The sequence below is a fragment of the Streptomyces sp. NPDC026672 genome (genome assembly GCF_040638185.1).
In the GTDB taxonomy this organism is placed as follows: Bacteria; Actinomycetota; Actinomycetes; order Streptomycetales; family Streptomycetaceae; genus Streptomyces.
The window spans coordinates 70,969-84,399 of record NZ_JBEZXS010000020.1 but is presented as its reverse complement, the minus strand read 5'-3'; the positions used below and the strand labels follow the sequence as shown (position 1 = coordinate 84,399).

Genomic DNA, 13,431 nt, shown 5'->3' with positions numbered 1-13,431 from the left:
GTATCGGGGGATGCCCTCCGTGGGCGTAGGACTTCCGGGTCCGTTCGTCGGGCATGTGTCCGGGGACGAACATGCCGCAGCGCCCGGCGACAGGGGAACTGTCATCGGGCACCGCGGCATTTCAGTGTGCTGAACCGAGCGGGCGTCACCTGCTTCGTGTCAGGACGCGAGAACCTCGTCGAGCAGGGCCTCGGCCTTGTCCTCGTTGGTGTTCTCCGCGAGGGCGAGCTCGCTCACCAGGATCTGGCGGGCCTTGGCGAGCATGCGCTTCTCACCGGCGGAGAGTCCACGCTCGCGCTCACGACGCCACAGGTCACGCACGACTTCCGCGACCTTGATGACATCGCCGGAGGCGAGCTTCTCCAGATTTGCCTTGTATCGACGCGACCAGTTCGTGGGCTCCTCGGCGTACGGCGCGCGCAGCACCTCGAAGACCCGGTCCAGCCCGTCCTGACCGACCACATCACGCACGCCGACGAACTCCGCATTGTCCGCTGGCACACGTACCGTCAGGTCACCCTGGGCGACCTTCAGCACCAAGTAGGTCTTGTCCACGCCTTTGATCTGGCGAGTTTCGATGGCCTCGATCAGCGCGGCCCCGTGATGGGGATAGACCACGGTGTCGCCAACCTTGAACGTCATGTGACAGGTACCCCTTCCGTGGCTATCCAGGGTAACACGGATACGGCGTCTTCTGAATGGCGTTTTCGCAGGTCAGGGCATATCTCAGGGCTTGACAACACGGACAGGAACGTGCTTCGACAGGGCGGCGGAGGCAGGTATCCGCAGGTCGGAGCGGCTCTCCGGGCAGGGGGAAACGCGTACGTTACACACGTCCGGAGCCCCCTCCAAGTGGTCGAACATCCCGTTTTGTCCCCCGCCGGGCGTGCGAGTTCCGCTACTCCGTTCGGTGTGCCCGAGGCGGGTGCGGGGTGTTTCCGGAATTGATCACGGACGGCCACCTGAACGACGTGTGATCAATTCTGTGACGGCCCGGGTTTTCCTTCACGGAAATTTTGCGGACCCGCTTATGTGAATGGCGGACGGGTGCGGGGCCAAAGTGACGGGGGTGTCACCTGCGCGCCGCTGGGTACCCCTCGGGGAGGGACGCGCGGGGCTTCGGGAGGGTCGGGTGCGGGCGCTCGGGAACGGCTCGGTAACCTAAGGCCGCTGACAGACACTTAGGGCGGCTTTATCAGGGGTCGCCCCTGCGTTCAAGGAGTTGCCGCCGCCGTGAGCAGCAGCATTCGACGCGGCGTCCTCGCCGCCTCCGCCCTCGGGTTCTCGATCGTCTCGCTCGCCGCGTGCGCCGCCGGCAACGACGCCCAGACCCTGGAGATCAAGCCGGACAACGCGGCGACCAGCGTCGGCGACATCAAGGTGCAGAACGCCATCGTCGTCACCCAGCCCGACCTCCAGTCCACGGGCCCGGCGGTGATCTCCGCGACCCTCTTCAACAGCGGCACGACCGATCAGACGCTCCAGTCGATCACCGTCGCCGGCACCAACAAGTCGGCCACGCTGAGCCCGGCCGAGGGCCAGTCGCTGACGGTCCCGGCCGGCGGCCGGCTGATCCTCGGCGGCAAGGACAACGCCTCGGCCGTGCTGGCGAGCAGCCGCGAGGCCGTCCAGGACGGCAACGCGCAGAAGATCACCTTCACCTTCAGCAAGACCGGTGACGTGAGCCTGCGCGCGTTCGTCGTCCCGGCCGAGAGCTACTTCGCGTCCTGGGGCCCGAGCGAGGTGCCCTCGCCGCCGGCCACCGGAGGCGCGGGCGCGAACGCGAGCGACAAGCCGTCCGGCAGCCCCTCCGGCGAGGCGACCCCGTCGGGCACCCCGAGCGACGCCGCCTCGACGACGCCCGGCACCACCCCGAGCGACTCGGCCTCGGCGTCGGTCACCCCGGCCGGCTGAGCGGACGTACGGCACAGACCTGTCCACGGCACACACGAAGGGCGGCTCCCCCGCGAGGAAGCCGCCCTTCGCCGTGTCGCCGGGCCGGTCTACGGCTCGAACTTGTAGCCGAGACCGCGCACCGTCACCAGGTAGCGCGGGGCACCCGGGTCCGGCTCGATCTTGGCGCGCAGGCGCTTGACGTGGACGTCGAGGGTCTTGGTGTCGCCCACGTAGTCGGCGCCCCAGACCCGGTCGATGAGCTGCATACGGGTCAGCACGCGGCCCGCGTTGCGCAGCAGCATCTCCAGGAGGTCGAACTCCTTGAGCGGCAGGTCGACCTTGGAGCCGGAGACGGTGACCACGTGCCGGTCGACGTCCATCCGGACCGGGCCGGCCTCCAGCGCCGCCGGGGTGACCTCCTCCGGCTCGCCGCGCCGACGGAGCACCGCGCGGATGCGGGCGACGAGTTCGCGCGAGGAGAACGGCTTGGTGACGTAGTCGTCGGCCCCTATTTCCAGGCCGACGACCTTGTCGATCTCGCTGTCCTTGGCGGTGACCATGATCACCGGGACGTTGGAGCGGCCGCGCAGCTGGCGGCAGACCTCCGTGCCGGGCAGGCCCGGCAGCATCAGGTCGAGGAGGACGAGGTCGGCGCCGTTGCGCTCGAACTCGTCGAGTCCGTCGGGGCCCGTGGCCGCGACGGCGACCTCGAAGCCCTCTTTGCGGAGCATGTACGACAGGGCGTCGGAGAAGGACTCCTCGTCCTCGACGACGAGCACTCGGGTCACGGAAGGACCTCCGGGGCGGGAAGCGTTTCGTACGCGGTTGAGTCGGGGGAAGTGGAGGTGATCTGCCCGTCCTCCTCGTCGAGGTCGGGATGCTGCTGAGCGCGGTCGCGGGCCGCGCCTGCCTCCGGCAGCCGCAGAGTGAACGTGGAGCCCTGGCCTTCGGCGCTCCACACCGTGACCTCCCCGCCGTGCGAGGCGGCCACGTGCTTGACGATCGCGAGACCCAGGCCGGTGCCACCGGTGGCCCGTGAGCGGGCCGGGTCGACGCGGTAGAAGCGCTCGAAGATGCGCTCCTTGTCCTTCTCCGAGATGCCGATGCCCTGGTCGGTCACGGCCAGCTCGATCATGTCGCCGCCGCTCGCTCCGACCCGTCGCGCCGCTATGCCGACGCGGGTGCGGGCCGGGGAGTAGTTGACGGCGTTCTCGACGAGGTTGCCCAGGGCGGCGGCGAGCTGGCCGCGGTTGCCCCAGACGTGCAGGTCGGCGGTGCCGCCGGCGGCCATGGTGATCTGCTTGGTGCCGGCCTGGTGGCGGCAGCGGTCGACGGCCTCGGCGACGAGTTCGTCCACGCGCACCGGCTCGGCGTCCTCCAGCGGGTCGTCGTTCTGCACCCGGGAGAGGTCGATGAGCTCCTGGACCAGGTTGGTCAGGCGCGTGGCCTCTATCTGCATGCGTCCGGCGAAGCGCTCCACGGCCTCCGGGTCGTCCGAGGCGTCCATGACGGCCTCGGACAGGAGGGAGAGCGCGCCGACGGGGGTCTTGAGTTCATGGCTGACGTTCGCGACGAAGTCGCGCCGCACCGCCTCGATCCGCCGGGCCTCGGTCAGGTCCTCCACGAGCAGGAGCACCAGCCGGGAGCCGAGGGGCGCGACGCGGGCGGACACGGCGAGGGCCTCGCCCCGGCCGGTCCCGCGGCGCGGGAGGTCGAGTTCCACCTGGCGTATCTCGCCGTCCCTGCGGGTGTCCCGGGCCATCTGGAGCATGGGCTCGACGGCCAGTTTGCCGCCCCGGACCAGTCCGAGGGCGTACGCGGCGGAACTCGCCTTGACGACGGCGTCGGCCTCGTCGAGGACGACGGCGGAGGAACGGAGCACGGAGAGCACGGTGTCCACGCCGGGCGGCAGCACCGGGTCCGTGTGCAGGGAGGTGCGCGTGGGGCGCTTCTGCTCCCGCTCGCTCCAGCGGAACGCCAGCACGGCGATGACGCCGGTGAGCACCCCGGCGATCGCTGCCGCTGCGGCGACCGCCGCGTTCACGTCCATGCACCCAGGTTAGGCATGGGCCAGGACATCCCCACAGCCGTCGAAGTGCGAGCTTTCACACTCGTCGCCCAGAGTTCACCTTGGAGCCAGTATTGATTCATTTGGGGTGGCAGAAACGGACGCGTACGGGCCGGAACGTGGCAGCGTGGGGTTCGCACCGCTGGTTTCGCCACGGGCCCCGGCCCCCGGAACCCGGAACGACACGTAGGAGAGGGAACCCAGATGCGGGACGCGTACCACGAGGAACTCGATTCGATCAATGACGGTCTGGTGGAGATGGCCCGGCTGGTCGGGTCGGCGATCGGACGCGCCACGACGGCGATCCTCGACTCCGACCTGAAGCTGGCCGAGGCCGTCATCGAGGGCGACCAGAGGGTCGACGAACTCCAGCACGACCTGGAGGCCCGCGCGATAGCCCTGCTGGCCCGGCAGCAGCCGGTCGCCACCGATCTGCGGATCGTCGTGACGTCGCTGCGGATGTCGGCCGACCTGGAGCGTTCCGGCGACCTCGCCCAGCACGTGGCGAAGCTCGCGCGGCTGCGCTTCCCCGAGCGGGCGATCCCCCACGACCTGCACGCCACGATCCTGGAGATGGGGCAGCTCGCGCAGCGTCTGATGGCGAAGGCGGCCGAGGTCATCATCACCAAGGACGTCGACCTCGCGCTCCAGCTGGAGAGCGACGACGACGAGATGGACCTGCTGCACCGCACGCTCTTCCAGCACCTGATGGACCACCGCTGGAAGCACGGCATCGAGACGGCGGTCGACGTGACCCTGCTCGGCCGCTACTACGAGCGTTACGCCGACCACGCGGTGGCGGTCGCCAAGCGCGTCGTCTACCTGGTCACGGGTGAGCACGCCGACGAGCTCCAGCCGGACATCCAGCCGGTGACGGGGGTCGAGGGAGCGTAACCCCTCCGGGGGCCGGCGGGTCTCGCACCGGAACCCCGTCGACCATCTACGACTTGATGGCTTTTGTAGCTTTTTGATGGGGTCGCAGGGGGTGCGGTTGGGTGGGGACGCATCTGTGCGCCCTTGATGCGCCCGGCCCCGTGGGCGTGGAATGGGTGGAAGCACCACGTTCGAGCCCCCAGGCCACGAGGAGGACCCATGGCCGAATCCCCCGGCACGACGCCCGACCCGACACAGGAGCGCCCGAGCGAGGCACCCGCCGAGCTCACGAGCCTCCCGCTCGTCGGCGCCTGCGGCTGCGGTTCCGGCTGCGGCTGCGGCTGCCAGTCGGGCGGCCCCTGCCAGTGCGGCTGACGCCCGTTCCGTCGTACGACGGCGGAGGGCCCCGGTGACATGGTCACCGGGGCCCTCCGTGCGTACGGCGTCAGCTTCAGCCGAGGAAGCGGATGGACTTCACCGACGGGAAGCCGATCGCGGCCAGGTTGTTGACGTCACCCTCGACCTCAAGCGACCGCCCGGTGCAGTTCGGGCCGTCCCAGATCTTCGCGGCGCCGCTGATCTGGAGCGAGCCGGAGAAGCGGACCGGCTTGCAGCCCGGGCCGGTGATGCCCTCGGCCGGGTCGGCGAAGTTCTTGGCGTCGAAGAACGTGGCGCTGGTCGCGTTGGCCACCTGCGGGGTGTCGCCGTTGCCGGCCGCGGCGCCCTGACCGGCCTTCTGGCCGTCCGGCGTCACGCCGAACCACGTGCCGCCCACGCCCTGCCCGTTGGTGTCACCGGGCTTGGTGTCCTTGCTGAACAGGTAGACCGGCCAGCCGCCGATCGTCACCTGGAAGGCGCCGTCCCGCGGCAGGAACCCGATCGCCGACTTCTGGATGCCGTCGATGAAGACCTTGCCGCCCTTGGCGACCAGGTAGGGCGGCCAGGTGGTGGCGCAGGCGTCGAAGCAGTTGGACTTCGACGGCTTGGCGGTGTCCTTGTCGAAGCGGTACAGGGTGAAGCCGCTGCCGTTGATCACCACGGGGTCGAGCGCGCCGGCCTTGCCCGCGGACAGCTGCACCCAGCTGCGGGCCACGGGCTTCTTCGCCGCGGCGGCGGCCGCGGGCGCGGCGTTCGCCGCGAGGTCACCGGTGTTGGGCTTGGCGTTGTTCTGCTGGGCGGTACCGCTCTGGAAGGACAGACCCGCGGCGGCGGCACCCGCGCCCGCGGCGGCCGGCGCCGAGGCGGAGGCCGCCGGGGCACCCGAGGTGGCGGCGGCACCCGCGGCGTCGTCGCTGCCGTTGCAGGCGGACAGCAGGAGCATGCCGGCGGCGGCGAGAGCGGCGAGCGAGGTGACACGAGCGCGAGTTCGGAACATCGAGATAACCCCCGGGGTCGGATCGGTGATCGGTTCGGTGGCCCGCCCCGGCAGCTCCGAAGCGGTCGCACCCCCAGCTACGGACCGCGTCCCGGGCAGGTTCTATCGATCCCCTCTCCGACACACAACGGTGATCAATCGCGCACAACTCGATGACACACGGGAACTCCCGGAGACACCGCGCGCCCCGTTCGCTCACGCGCCGACGCGCGTCCGTGACGTTCCGGGTACGGGGACGGCGGGGTGGGGGAGGATGCGGAAGGGGCGCCGTGACGGTCGGTCATGGTGCCAGGGGGGAGACGGGACGACATGGCATCCACGAACGCGGTACCGGCTCCGGAGGACGGTTCGTCCGCGGGGGCGCTCTCGACGGCGTCCACGAGGTCGGCGGCGGCGCCGTCGGCACAGCAGGCCCGGGAGGCGTGGGCGGACGAGGCGTACACGGTCCTCGTGGGCGTGGCCCGCACCTATCACGCCGTGATCACCTACAAGGAGCTGGGCGAGGAGGTCCAGGCGCGAACGGGCATCCGTACCAGGGCACTTCTGCACAACTGGATCGGCTCCGTGCTCAGCCGTGTGGTGCACGAGGCGCACCGCCGCGGTGATCCGCAGCTGACCGCGCTGGTGGTCCGCAGCGACGACGGCATGGTCGGCGACGGTTACAAGGAAGTCCTGGCGGTCGCCGGGCAGCCGCCGGTGGAGGACGCACTGGCCCGCGAACACCACGCGGCCGAGGCCCGGCTGGCCTGCTACCGCCGCTTCGGCGCGACGCTCCCGCCCGGCGGCGGGGTCCCCGCCCTCTCCCCCAGACACCAGGCGGCCCTGGACCGCCGCCAGGCCCAAACGGAAAAGCCCCCACAGGTCTGCCCCACCTGCTTCATGCAACTCCCGGCAACGGGGGTCTGCGACTCCTGCGACTGACTCCACCCGGCGGGACCAGTGCGGCACGAGCCTGGCCGATCATGGGTGCGTCAGGTTCCTTCGCCCGTGATGTGATCCCTTGAGACAGGTGGCGCTGCGTCCCCACGCACTGTTGCCTCCGCGGTACGACCACCGGAGGGTCCTGGCGACCACGGTGGACGCCTGGGGCCGGGCCCTCTGGCTGATCTGCCCCGACGCGGAACTCGGACCGCGTTCACACGGCAGGCTCCACCCCCGGCCCCGCGCATACCCCTACGACGCCCTTCTCGTCGTCGACAACCGCGGCGCCGTACGGGAGCAGACCCTGCACGACGTGAGTGTCCGGGTCAGCCGCGTGGACACCTTGCCCAACGGGCGGTTGATCCTTCAGGGACATGGACCAGGACCCGGAACACAGCTCAATGCGCTGATATACGGCCGGGACGGCCGACCTCGACGTGCCTTCGAGATGGGGACCGCGATCGAGTTCATGATGGCGGACCGACACAACCACGTATGGAGCGCCTACTTCGACGAAGGCGTCTATACCGATCCGATCAGTTCCGCCGGCCTCGTGCGCTGGGACAGCGGTGGCCGTCAGGAGTGGCGGTACTCGGCTCCCGAGGGCGTCGAACACATCGATACGGTGTATGCCCTCAACGTCGACGACGGTGTGGCCCGGGCCTGCTACTACCCGACCTTCCCGCTGCTGGAGGTCCGTGTGAACGGGCGGATCCGCATCCGTGAGTCGCCCGTGACCGCGCCCTCGGGGATGGCCGTGCGTGGGGAGGAGATCGTGTTCCTCGGCGGGAATCGGCAGGGCGACCGGATTCACCGCTGCCGTATGACGGAACACGAAGCCATACTGATCGAAGAAGCCCGACTCACCTGTCCCGACGGCACGCCGCTCAAGCGGTACGCGTCCTCTGTCGGGCGAGGACGGCACCTGTATCTGCGCGGTTCGTCGACCGGGCAATGGTTCGTGATGAGCATGTAGACAGGCCGGGTCTCCGCTGTACGAGCGGTACACGAAGAGCCCGATTCCGCAGGTCATGGCCGCTCTGACGGTGGGCCGCATTCGGGATAACCTGTACATGAGGTGCGGTATGGACATCGAGCTGACGTACAGGAAAGGGCTGCTGCGCAGTATCGGCGACGTGGAGGTGTCCTACGGTCGACGGGAGTGGCTGGACAGTACGCCGCGTGCCCTGGGGCCGTGGACGCTGGAGTACCAGCGGTTCGGCACAACCCTGCGCTCCGTGGGCGACGTTGACATCACCTACCGCAAGTGGTCCAGCCTGCCGCGCACCGTGGGTCGATGGAGCTGTGAGGGCAGCAGGTTCGGCACCCGTCTGCTGCGGCTCGGGCCGTACGAGCTGGGATACGACGGAGCCGGCAGCCGTGTGCGCACCCTCGGCCCGCTCGAGATCTCCTACGACCGGCTGGGCACCCGCCCCATTCGCGCGCGCCTGCGCGACGAGACCGAGCCCCTGTCCGACGACCTCGTCCTGGCCCTGTTCCTCGTCCTGTTCTGGCAACGCCAGTCCTGGGATGCCTCCCAACGCGCCAACAGCTCATAGCCGTTCCGCCCGACGAGTCCACCATCGGCGGCAAACCTCGTTGCCCATGAGCCGCCGACCGGCTTCGATCGCAGCCATGAACGAAGGCGCCGCAGTCGACGTTGCCGACGACCAGATCCTCAGCCGCCAGATCATCCTCGCCATCAAGACACTCCGCGACCACCTGGGCTGTTCGCTCCACGAGGCCATGGACGTCTTCGCCGCCAGATACGAGGTGCTGAGAACGGAACGTCCGGACGACTTCGCATGCGGCCATGCCGAGTACGGGGCCGGCTTCCGTTCATGACGGCGACGCCGACTGGCGATCGGGTTCGGGGCCTTGAGGAGTCGGGTTGCTCTGCGGCGTCCTCGCTCTCACCGGCCGTAGCGTGACGAGCCCAGGGTCACCTGGTGGCCGACAAGGCTGATGTCGACGCCGTCCGGGGTGGCCCGTGCTGCGGTGAAGCCGACGCCCGCCGGGAGGTCGACCCGCCAGACGGAGCCGGCCCGTTCGGCGCCGGGAACGGTCAGGGTGAGCTCCGTCCCCTGCGCCAGGAGCGTCCCCGTGCTGTTCAACGCCGTACCGCCCACCGTGCCCGAGACCCTGACGCGTGCCGCCTGGCCGTCCGATCCCGGGGCCTGGGAGACCCGCAGCGGGCCGCCGTTGCCCGACAACCGTGTCACCACGCCGGACAGGTCCTTGTACGACAGCGTCAGGGTGCCGGTGGCCAGATTGGCGTCAGCGCTGCGCGCTGCCAACGACGTGACGTTCACACCGCGCAGGTCGAGGCGGAGACGGGCGATGTTGAGATAGCCGCCCTGTGTGTTGCTCGTGGTGTCGATGTAGAACTTTCCCGCGGTCAGCGTGACGTGACCGAAGTCGCCGCGGACCGCCTGGGTCAGAAAGGGGAAGCCCTCGATCGCCACGTCCATGTAGCCGTCGGTGGTGTTCGCGTAGCCGTACTTCTCCTTCGCGAGTTGCGCGGCCTCCTTGTCCGCGAAGTGCACGGCTATCCGGTCGGCGGTCGTGAACAGCGCGGCGAGCACCACCACCGTGATCGCCAGAACCTTCACCCATCGACGCCTCACGTCGATCCCCCCGTGCTGTGACGCATGTTGTTACAGGCACTGACGTGCAGGATCATGCACTCCCCCGGACGGATCACTTCGACGTCGTGTCCTTGCAGTTCTCCGGAACCTTCACCACGTAGAAGACCACCGGGTAATCGGTGATCTGCTGGTACGGGCGCGGCTGGGAGCCACAGATCTTCCACTCGGCGGGATCATCCACCGGACGGCCCTGTCCGCTCGCGTCCTTGAAGGTCATGTCGAGCTCGGAGCCCATCTGCTCGTACGCCCTCCCGGCGTTGCCGCCGGTGACATCGGGCATTGAGGCGGCAACCGGCTCATGAACTGCCGAACCATGCGTCTGGGCGGACTCCGAGGCGGGCGCGGTGCTCACCGCGACGTGCGGCACGGACGACGCGCCACAGGCGGTGACCGAGGCCAGGAGCGCGGCGGCGAGGGCAGGTCTCAGAAGCGTGGCGACGGTCATGTCCCCCCAACGTGACGGCAGTTCGGAACAGTCTCCACGACAAGAGAAAAGGAAGCACCACCCTTTGATCAACTCTGACCCAATAGCCCCGTCCGACGCCTTCTCGTGGACTTGGAGCACTCGCCCGCCGCGACCAGTCCCCCGATCCGCGGAAGTCCGTTCCTGGGGCAAGCCGTACCTTCCCGGCAGCGTTGCCCATAACGATCAGGCGTGAGAAGGTGCCGCAGTCGGAGTCGCCGAAGGCCACCCCCGTCCCACCGCACTCACAGGTGACCTGCACCCTCGCACGGCGGAAGGACAAGCCCGCCCACCATGACCAAAACCCCCGACGACGTCCCCGGGATAGCCAGCGAGGGCCACTTCGCGGCATTCATCCGCAGATACAAATCTCTCGACCTGTTCGCCCGATTCCTCGGCAACCCGTTCGAGCTTCTGTGCAGCGAGGCCCAGTGCGCCCTCGAAGCGCACGATCCCGGGACCGTGCTGGAACGACTGGCGATCACCGGCCCGCCGTACCCCCTCGGGGACAGCCACCTCGACTGGGACGACCCGGTGCCGCAGTCCCGGTACATCATCACCCGGGTCGCCCTGTTCGCCCCCGTCACACTCAGGGTGTGGACCCCCGCCGCCGGCACTCACGTCCTGCGGGGCGCACTGACCTGTGTCATCGCCAACCTCAACCAGCCCGAAGACAATCGCGTGGTGCGCTCCTGGCTCGACCTGGACGAGCACACCCCGAGCCACCTCCTGAAGCCCGACAGCGACCTGCTCCGCAGCCGCCTGTTCAGCGTCGGCGAATGGCTCCCCACCGACTACCCACACGGATCCCCCGAACGCGAGGGCCGCGGCACGACCTGACGCGCCCCTCCGAGCCCTCCGGCCGCAGGACCCCACGGACCGAGGTTCCAGAGAGGTTCCAACGCATGAAAATGCCCCCGCCCCGCGCCGTATGCGCAGGTCGGGGGCATGATCACGAACCCTACTTCTTCTTGCCCTGGTTCTTGACCGCCTCGATGGCTGCTGCCGCTGCGTCCGGGTCGAGGTACGTGCCGCCGGGGGTGACCGGGGTGAAGTCGGGGTTGAGTTCGTAGGAGAGGGGGATGCCCGTCGGGATGTTGAGGCCCGCGATGTCGGCGTCCGAGATGTTGTCCAGGTGCTTGACCAGCGCCCGCAGGCTGTTGCCGTGGGCGGCGACCAGGACGGTGCGGCCGGTCAGCAGGTCCGGGACGATCGCATCGAACCAGTACGGCAGCATGCGGACGACGACGTCCTTCAGGCACTCCGTGCGGGGCCGCAGCTCCGGCGGGAGCGTCGCGTAGCGCGGGTCGGAGAACTGGGAGAACTCGGCGTCGACGTCCAGCGGCGGCGGCGGGGTGTCGTACGACCGGCGCCACAGCATGAACTGCTCCTCGCCGAACTCGGCGAGGGTCTGGGCCTTGTCCTTGCCCTGGAGGGCGCCGTAGTGGCGCTCGTTCAGGCGCCAGGAGCGGCTGACCGGGATCCAGTGGCGGTCCGCGGCCTCCAGCGCGAGCTGCGCGGTGCGGATCGCGCGCTTCTGGAGGGACGTGTGGACCACGTCGGGCAGCAGGCCGGCGTCCTTGAGCAGCTCACCGCCGCGGACCGCCTCCTTCTCGCCCTTCTCGTTGAGGTTGACGTCCACCCAGCCGGTGAACAGGTTCTTCGCGTTCCACTCGCTCTCGCCGTGGCGGAGGAGGATCAGCTTGTACGGTGCGTCGGCCATGCCCCAGAGCGTAATCCACCCGTTCGGGCGCCTGCGCGAGCGCCCGGAGGCCGGACGGTTGACGGCTTCTGTTAATTGAGTGGCCCTCCCTCGACCCACCACCGTAAGGTCCGGATACCGCTTGAGCCGCTTACATGACGGTACGACCGCCATGCACACGACCGCCGCACACGACCACCGACCGTGGGGGACCCATGCCGACCGCCGCCCTGAGACGTGCCGCCCGCGAGACCGTCTCCGGACTGCCCCGTGAGTTCTGGTGGCTGTGGACCAGCACCCTCGTCAACCGGCTCGGCGCGTTCGTCGCCACGTACATGGCGCTGTACCTGACCCTGGACCGCGGCTACAGCGCCTCCTACGCCGGTCTCGTCGCCTCCCTGCACGGGCTCGGCGGGGTGGTGTCCTCGCTGGGCGGCGGGGTGATGGCCGACCGGCTCGGGCGGCGGCCCACCCTGCTCGTCGCGCAGTCCGGCACGGCCGCCTCGGTCGCGCTGCTCGGCTTCGTGCACGACCCCGTCGCCATCGCCGCCGTCGCGTTCCTCGTCGGCATGGCCTCCAACGCCTCGCGGCCCGCCGTGCAGGCGATGATGGCGGACATCGTGCGTCCCGAGGACCGGGTGCGGGCCTTCTCGCTCAACTACTGGGCGATCAACCTCGGGTTCGCCGTCTCCTCCATGGCCGCCGGGTTCATCGCCGAGGTCAGCTATCGCGCCGGGTTCCTGATCGAGGCGGGGATGACGGCGGTCTGCGCGGTCGTCGTCTTCGCCAAGCTGCCCGAGTCCCGGCCCGTGCGGGTCGCCAAGGAACGGGAGAAGGACGCGGCGGTGAGCCTCGGCACCGTGCTGCGCGACGGGCGGTACATGGCCGTCGTCGGGCTGTCGTTCCTCGTCGCGCTCGTCTTCCAGCAGGGCTCGGTCGGCCTCCCGGTCGCGATGGGCCACGCCGGGTTCTCGCCCGCCGACTACGGCATGGCCATCGCCGTGAACGGCGCGCTGATCGTCGTCCTCCAGATCCCGGTGACCCGCTTCATCGAGCACCGCGATCCGCGCCGGCTCCTCGTGATCTCGTCGCTGCTCGCGGGGTACGGCTTCGGACTCACCATGTTCGCCGGGTCGGTCGGGGTGTTCGCGCTGACGGTGTGCGTGTGGACGCTCGCCGAGATCGTCAACGCGCCGACCCAGACCGGGCTGGTGGTGCGGCTCTCACCGGTCCACGGGCGCGGCCGCTACCAGGGCATGTACACGCTGTCCTGGTCCGTCGCCGCCCTGGTCGCGCCGCTGATGTCCGGTGTGGTCATCGACCGGTGGGGCGCCGCGTGGCTGTGGGCGGCGTGCGCGGTGGTCGGTACGGTGGCGGCCCTCGGGTACGGGGTGCTCATGCGCCGCCTCCCGGACGACCGGCCCGCCCCGGCGACCGACGGCCCCGCCACCACCGACGCGGAGCCCGAGGTCCGTACGGCCTGAC

At 69.5% G+C, this 13,431-nt stretch carries 16 protein-coding genes; 9 read left to right on the top strand and 7 right to left on the bottom strand.

Annotation, left to right across the window (positions count from 1 at the left end):
- Positions 1-159 precede the first annotated feature (159 nt).
- The gene (locus AB0F77_RS23445; RefSeq protein WP_003953493.1) at positions 160-642 is read right to left on the bottom strand and encodes a CarD family transcriptional regulator; all 483 of its coding nucleotides are present in this window, start codon (positions 640-642) and stop codon (positions 160-162) included.
- A gap of 591 nt (positions 643-1,233) precedes the next feature.
- Here AB0F77_RS23445 and AB0F77_RS23440 point away from each other — a divergent pair.
- Positions 1,234-1,914, top strand: coding sequence for a DUF461 domain-containing protein (locus tag AB0F77_RS23440; protein ID WP_361951867.1), 681 nt, complete (start codon positions 1,234-1,236; stop codon positions 1,912-1,914).
- Positions 1,915-2,003: 89 nt separating this feature from the next.
- Here the strand turns inward: AB0F77_RS23440 and AB0F77_RS23435 are convergent, their stop codons facing one another.
- Both AB0F77_RS23435 and AB0F77_RS23430 read right to left on the bottom strand, forming a co-directional pair.
- Entirely contained in the window at positions 2,004-2,684 is a 681-nt protein-coding gene (locus AB0F77_RS23435) for a response regulator transcription factor (RefSeq protein WP_010358452.1), read from the bottom strand.
- Positions 2,681-3,946 carry an ATP-binding protein gene (locus AB0F77_RS23430; protein ID WP_361951864.1) on the bottom strand — a complete coding sequence of 422 codons (1,266 nt, stop codon included), beginning with the start codon at positions 3,944-3,946 and terminating at the stop codon, positions 2,681-2,683. Before AB0F77_RS23430 ends, AB0F77_RS23435 begins: the two co-directional genes overlap by 4 nt.
- A gap of 222 nt (positions 3,947-4,168) precedes the next feature.
- On the opposite strand from AB0F77_RS23430, the gene phoU reads away from it, so the two are divergent.
- Positions 4,169-4,858, top strand: a complete 690-nt coding sequence (gene phoU, locus AB0F77_RS23425; protein WP_361951861.1) for a phosphate signaling complex protein PhoU — start codon at positions 4,169-4,171, stop codon at positions 4,856-4,858.
- 198 nt (positions 4,859-5,056) lie between these two features.
- Positions 5,057-5,212 (top strand): hypothetical protein, encoded by a 156-nt coding sequence (locus AB0F77_RS23420; RefSeq protein ID WP_361951858.1) that lies wholly within the window; start codon positions 5,057-5,059, stop codon positions 5,210-5,212.
- A 76-nt stretch (positions 5,213-5,288) separates the two neighbouring features.
- On the opposite strand, the gene AB0F77_RS23415 is transcribed toward AB0F77_RS23420, so the two are convergent.
- Positions 5,289-6,212 (bottom strand): hypothetical protein, encoded by a 924-nt coding sequence (locus AB0F77_RS23415; RefSeq protein ID WP_361951855.1) that lies wholly within the window; start codon positions 6,210-6,212, stop codon positions 5,289-5,291.
- A 309-nt stretch (positions 6,213-6,521) separates the two neighbouring features.
- On the opposite strand from AB0F77_RS23415, the gene AB0F77_RS23410 reads away from it, so the two are divergent.
- From AB0F77_RS23410 to AB0F77_RS23395, 4 genes are all read left to right on the top strand, one after another.
- Entirely contained in the window at positions 6,522-7,133 is a 612-nt protein-coding gene (locus AB0F77_RS23410) for a hypothetical protein (protein ID WP_361951852.1), read from the top strand.
- 448 nt (positions 7,134-7,581) lie between these two features.
- A complete protein-coding gene (locus tag AB0F77_RS23405; protein ID WP_361951849.1) occupies positions 7,582-8,109 on the top strand; it encodes a hypothetical protein in 528 nt (175 codons plus the stop codon).
- A gap of 109 nt (positions 8,110-8,218) precedes the next feature.
- Positions 8,219-8,692: a hypothetical protein gene (locus AB0F77_RS23400; protein ID WP_361951846.1), complete on the top strand. Its 474-nt coding sequence runs from the start codon at positions 8,219-8,221 to the stop codon at positions 8,690-8,692.
- Positions 8,693-8,768: 76 nt separating this feature from the next.
- The gene (locus AB0F77_RS23395) at positions 8,769-8,978 is read left to right on the top strand and encodes a hypothetical protein (protein ID WP_361951843.1); all 210 of its coding nucleotides are present in this window, start codon (positions 8,769-8,771) and stop codon (positions 8,976-8,978) included.
- A gap of 68 nt (positions 8,979-9,046) precedes the next feature.
- Here the strand turns inward: AB0F77_RS23395 and AB0F77_RS23390 are convergent, their stop codons facing one another.
- Both AB0F77_RS23390 and AB0F77_RS23385 read right to left on the bottom strand, forming a co-directional pair.
- Complete coding sequence (locus tag AB0F77_RS23390; RefSeq protein WP_361951840.1) at positions 9,047-9,745, bottom strand: DUF2993 domain-containing protein; 699 nt, start codon at positions 9,743-9,745, stop codon at positions 9,047-9,049.
- Between the two features lie 88 nt (positions 9,746-9,833).
- Positions 9,834-10,226, bottom strand: coding sequence for a hypothetical protein (locus tag AB0F77_RS23385; protein WP_361951837.1), 393 nt, complete (start codon positions 10,224-10,226; stop codon positions 9,834-9,836).
- A gap of 312 nt (positions 10,227-10,538) precedes the next feature.
- Between AB0F77_RS23385 and AB0F77_RS23380 the strand changes: the two genes are divergently transcribed.
- Positions 10,539-11,084: a hypothetical protein gene (locus tag AB0F77_RS23380; protein ID WP_361951833.1), complete on the top strand. Its 546-nt coding sequence runs from the start codon at positions 10,539-10,541 to the stop codon at positions 11,082-11,084.
- A gap of 121 nt (positions 11,085-11,205) precedes the next feature.
- Here AB0F77_RS23380 and AB0F77_RS23375 read toward each other — a convergent pair whose 3' ends face one another.
- The gene (locus tag AB0F77_RS23375; protein ID WP_361951830.1) at positions 11,206-11,967 is read right to left on the bottom strand and encodes a phosphoglyceromutase; all 762 of its coding nucleotides are present in this window, start codon (positions 11,965-11,967) and stop codon (positions 11,206-11,208) included.
- A 194-nt stretch (positions 11,968-12,161) separates the two neighbouring features.
- On the opposite strand from AB0F77_RS23375, the gene AB0F77_RS23370 reads away from it, so the two are divergent.
- Positions 12,162-13,430 carry an MFS transporter gene (locus AB0F77_RS23370; RefSeq protein ID WP_361951827.1) on the top strand — a complete coding sequence of 423 codons (1,269 nt, stop codon included), beginning with the start codon at positions 12,162-12,164 and terminating at the stop codon, positions 13,428-13,430.
- Position 13,431: the final 1 nt, after the last annotated feature.

What these genes read in the sequence shown, in the direction of transcription:
- AB0F77_RS23370 (WP_361951827.1), top strand. Translation starts at nt 12,162, where the DNA reads ATGCCGACCGCCGCCCTGAGACGTGCCGCCCGCGAGACCGTCTCCGGA.
- AB0F77_RS23375 (WP_361951830.1), bottom strand. Translation starts at nt 11,967, where the DNA reads ATGGCCGACGCACCGTACAAGCTGATCCTCCTCCGCCACGGCGAGAGC.
- AB0F77_RS23445 (WP_003953493.1), bottom strand. Translation starts at nt 642, where the DNA reads ATGACGTTCAAGGTTGGCGACACCGTGGTCTATCCCCATCACGGGGCC.
- AB0F77_RS23430 (WP_361951864.1), bottom strand. Translation starts at nt 3,946, where the DNA reads ATGGACGTGAACGCGGCGGTCGCCGCAGCGGCAGCGATCGCCGGGGTG.
- AB0F77_RS23385 (WP_361951837.1), bottom strand. Translation starts at nt 10,226, where the DNA reads ATGACCGTCGCCACGCTTCTGAGACCTGCCCTCGCCGCCGCGCTCCTG.
- AB0F77_RS23400 (WP_361951846.1), top strand. Translation starts at nt 8,219, where the DNA reads ATGGACATCGAGCTGACGTACAGGAAAGGGCTGCTGCGCAGTATCGGC.
- AB0F77_RS23415 (WP_361951855.1), bottom strand. Translation starts at nt 6,212, where the DNA reads ATGTTCCGAACTCGCGCTCGTGTCACCTCGCTCGCCGCTCTCGCCGCC.
- AB0F77_RS23395 (WP_361951843.1), top strand. Translation starts at nt 8,769, where the DNA reads ATGAACGAAGGCGCCGCAGTCGACGTTGCCGACGACCAGATCCTCAGC.
- AB0F77_RS23380 (WP_361951833.1), top strand. Translation starts at nt 10,539, where the DNA reads ATGACCAAAACCCCCGACGACGTCCCCGGGATAGCCAGCGAGGGCCAC.
- AB0F77_RS23405 (WP_361951849.1), top strand. Translation starts at nt 7,582, where the DNA reads ATGGGGACCGCGATCGAGTTCATGATGGCGGACCGACACAACCACGTA.
- phoU (WP_361951861.1), top strand. Translation starts at nt 4,169, where the DNA reads ATGCGGGACGCGTACCACGAGGAACTCGATTCGATCAATGACGGTCTG.
- AB0F77_RS23420 (WP_361951858.1), top strand. Translation starts at nt 5,057, where the DNA reads ATGGCCGAATCCCCCGGCACGACGCCCGACCCGACACAGGAGCGCCCG.
- AB0F77_RS23410 (WP_361951852.1), top strand. Translation starts at nt 6,522, where the DNA reads ATGGCATCCACGAACGCGGTACCGGCTCCGGAGGACGGTTCGTCCGCG.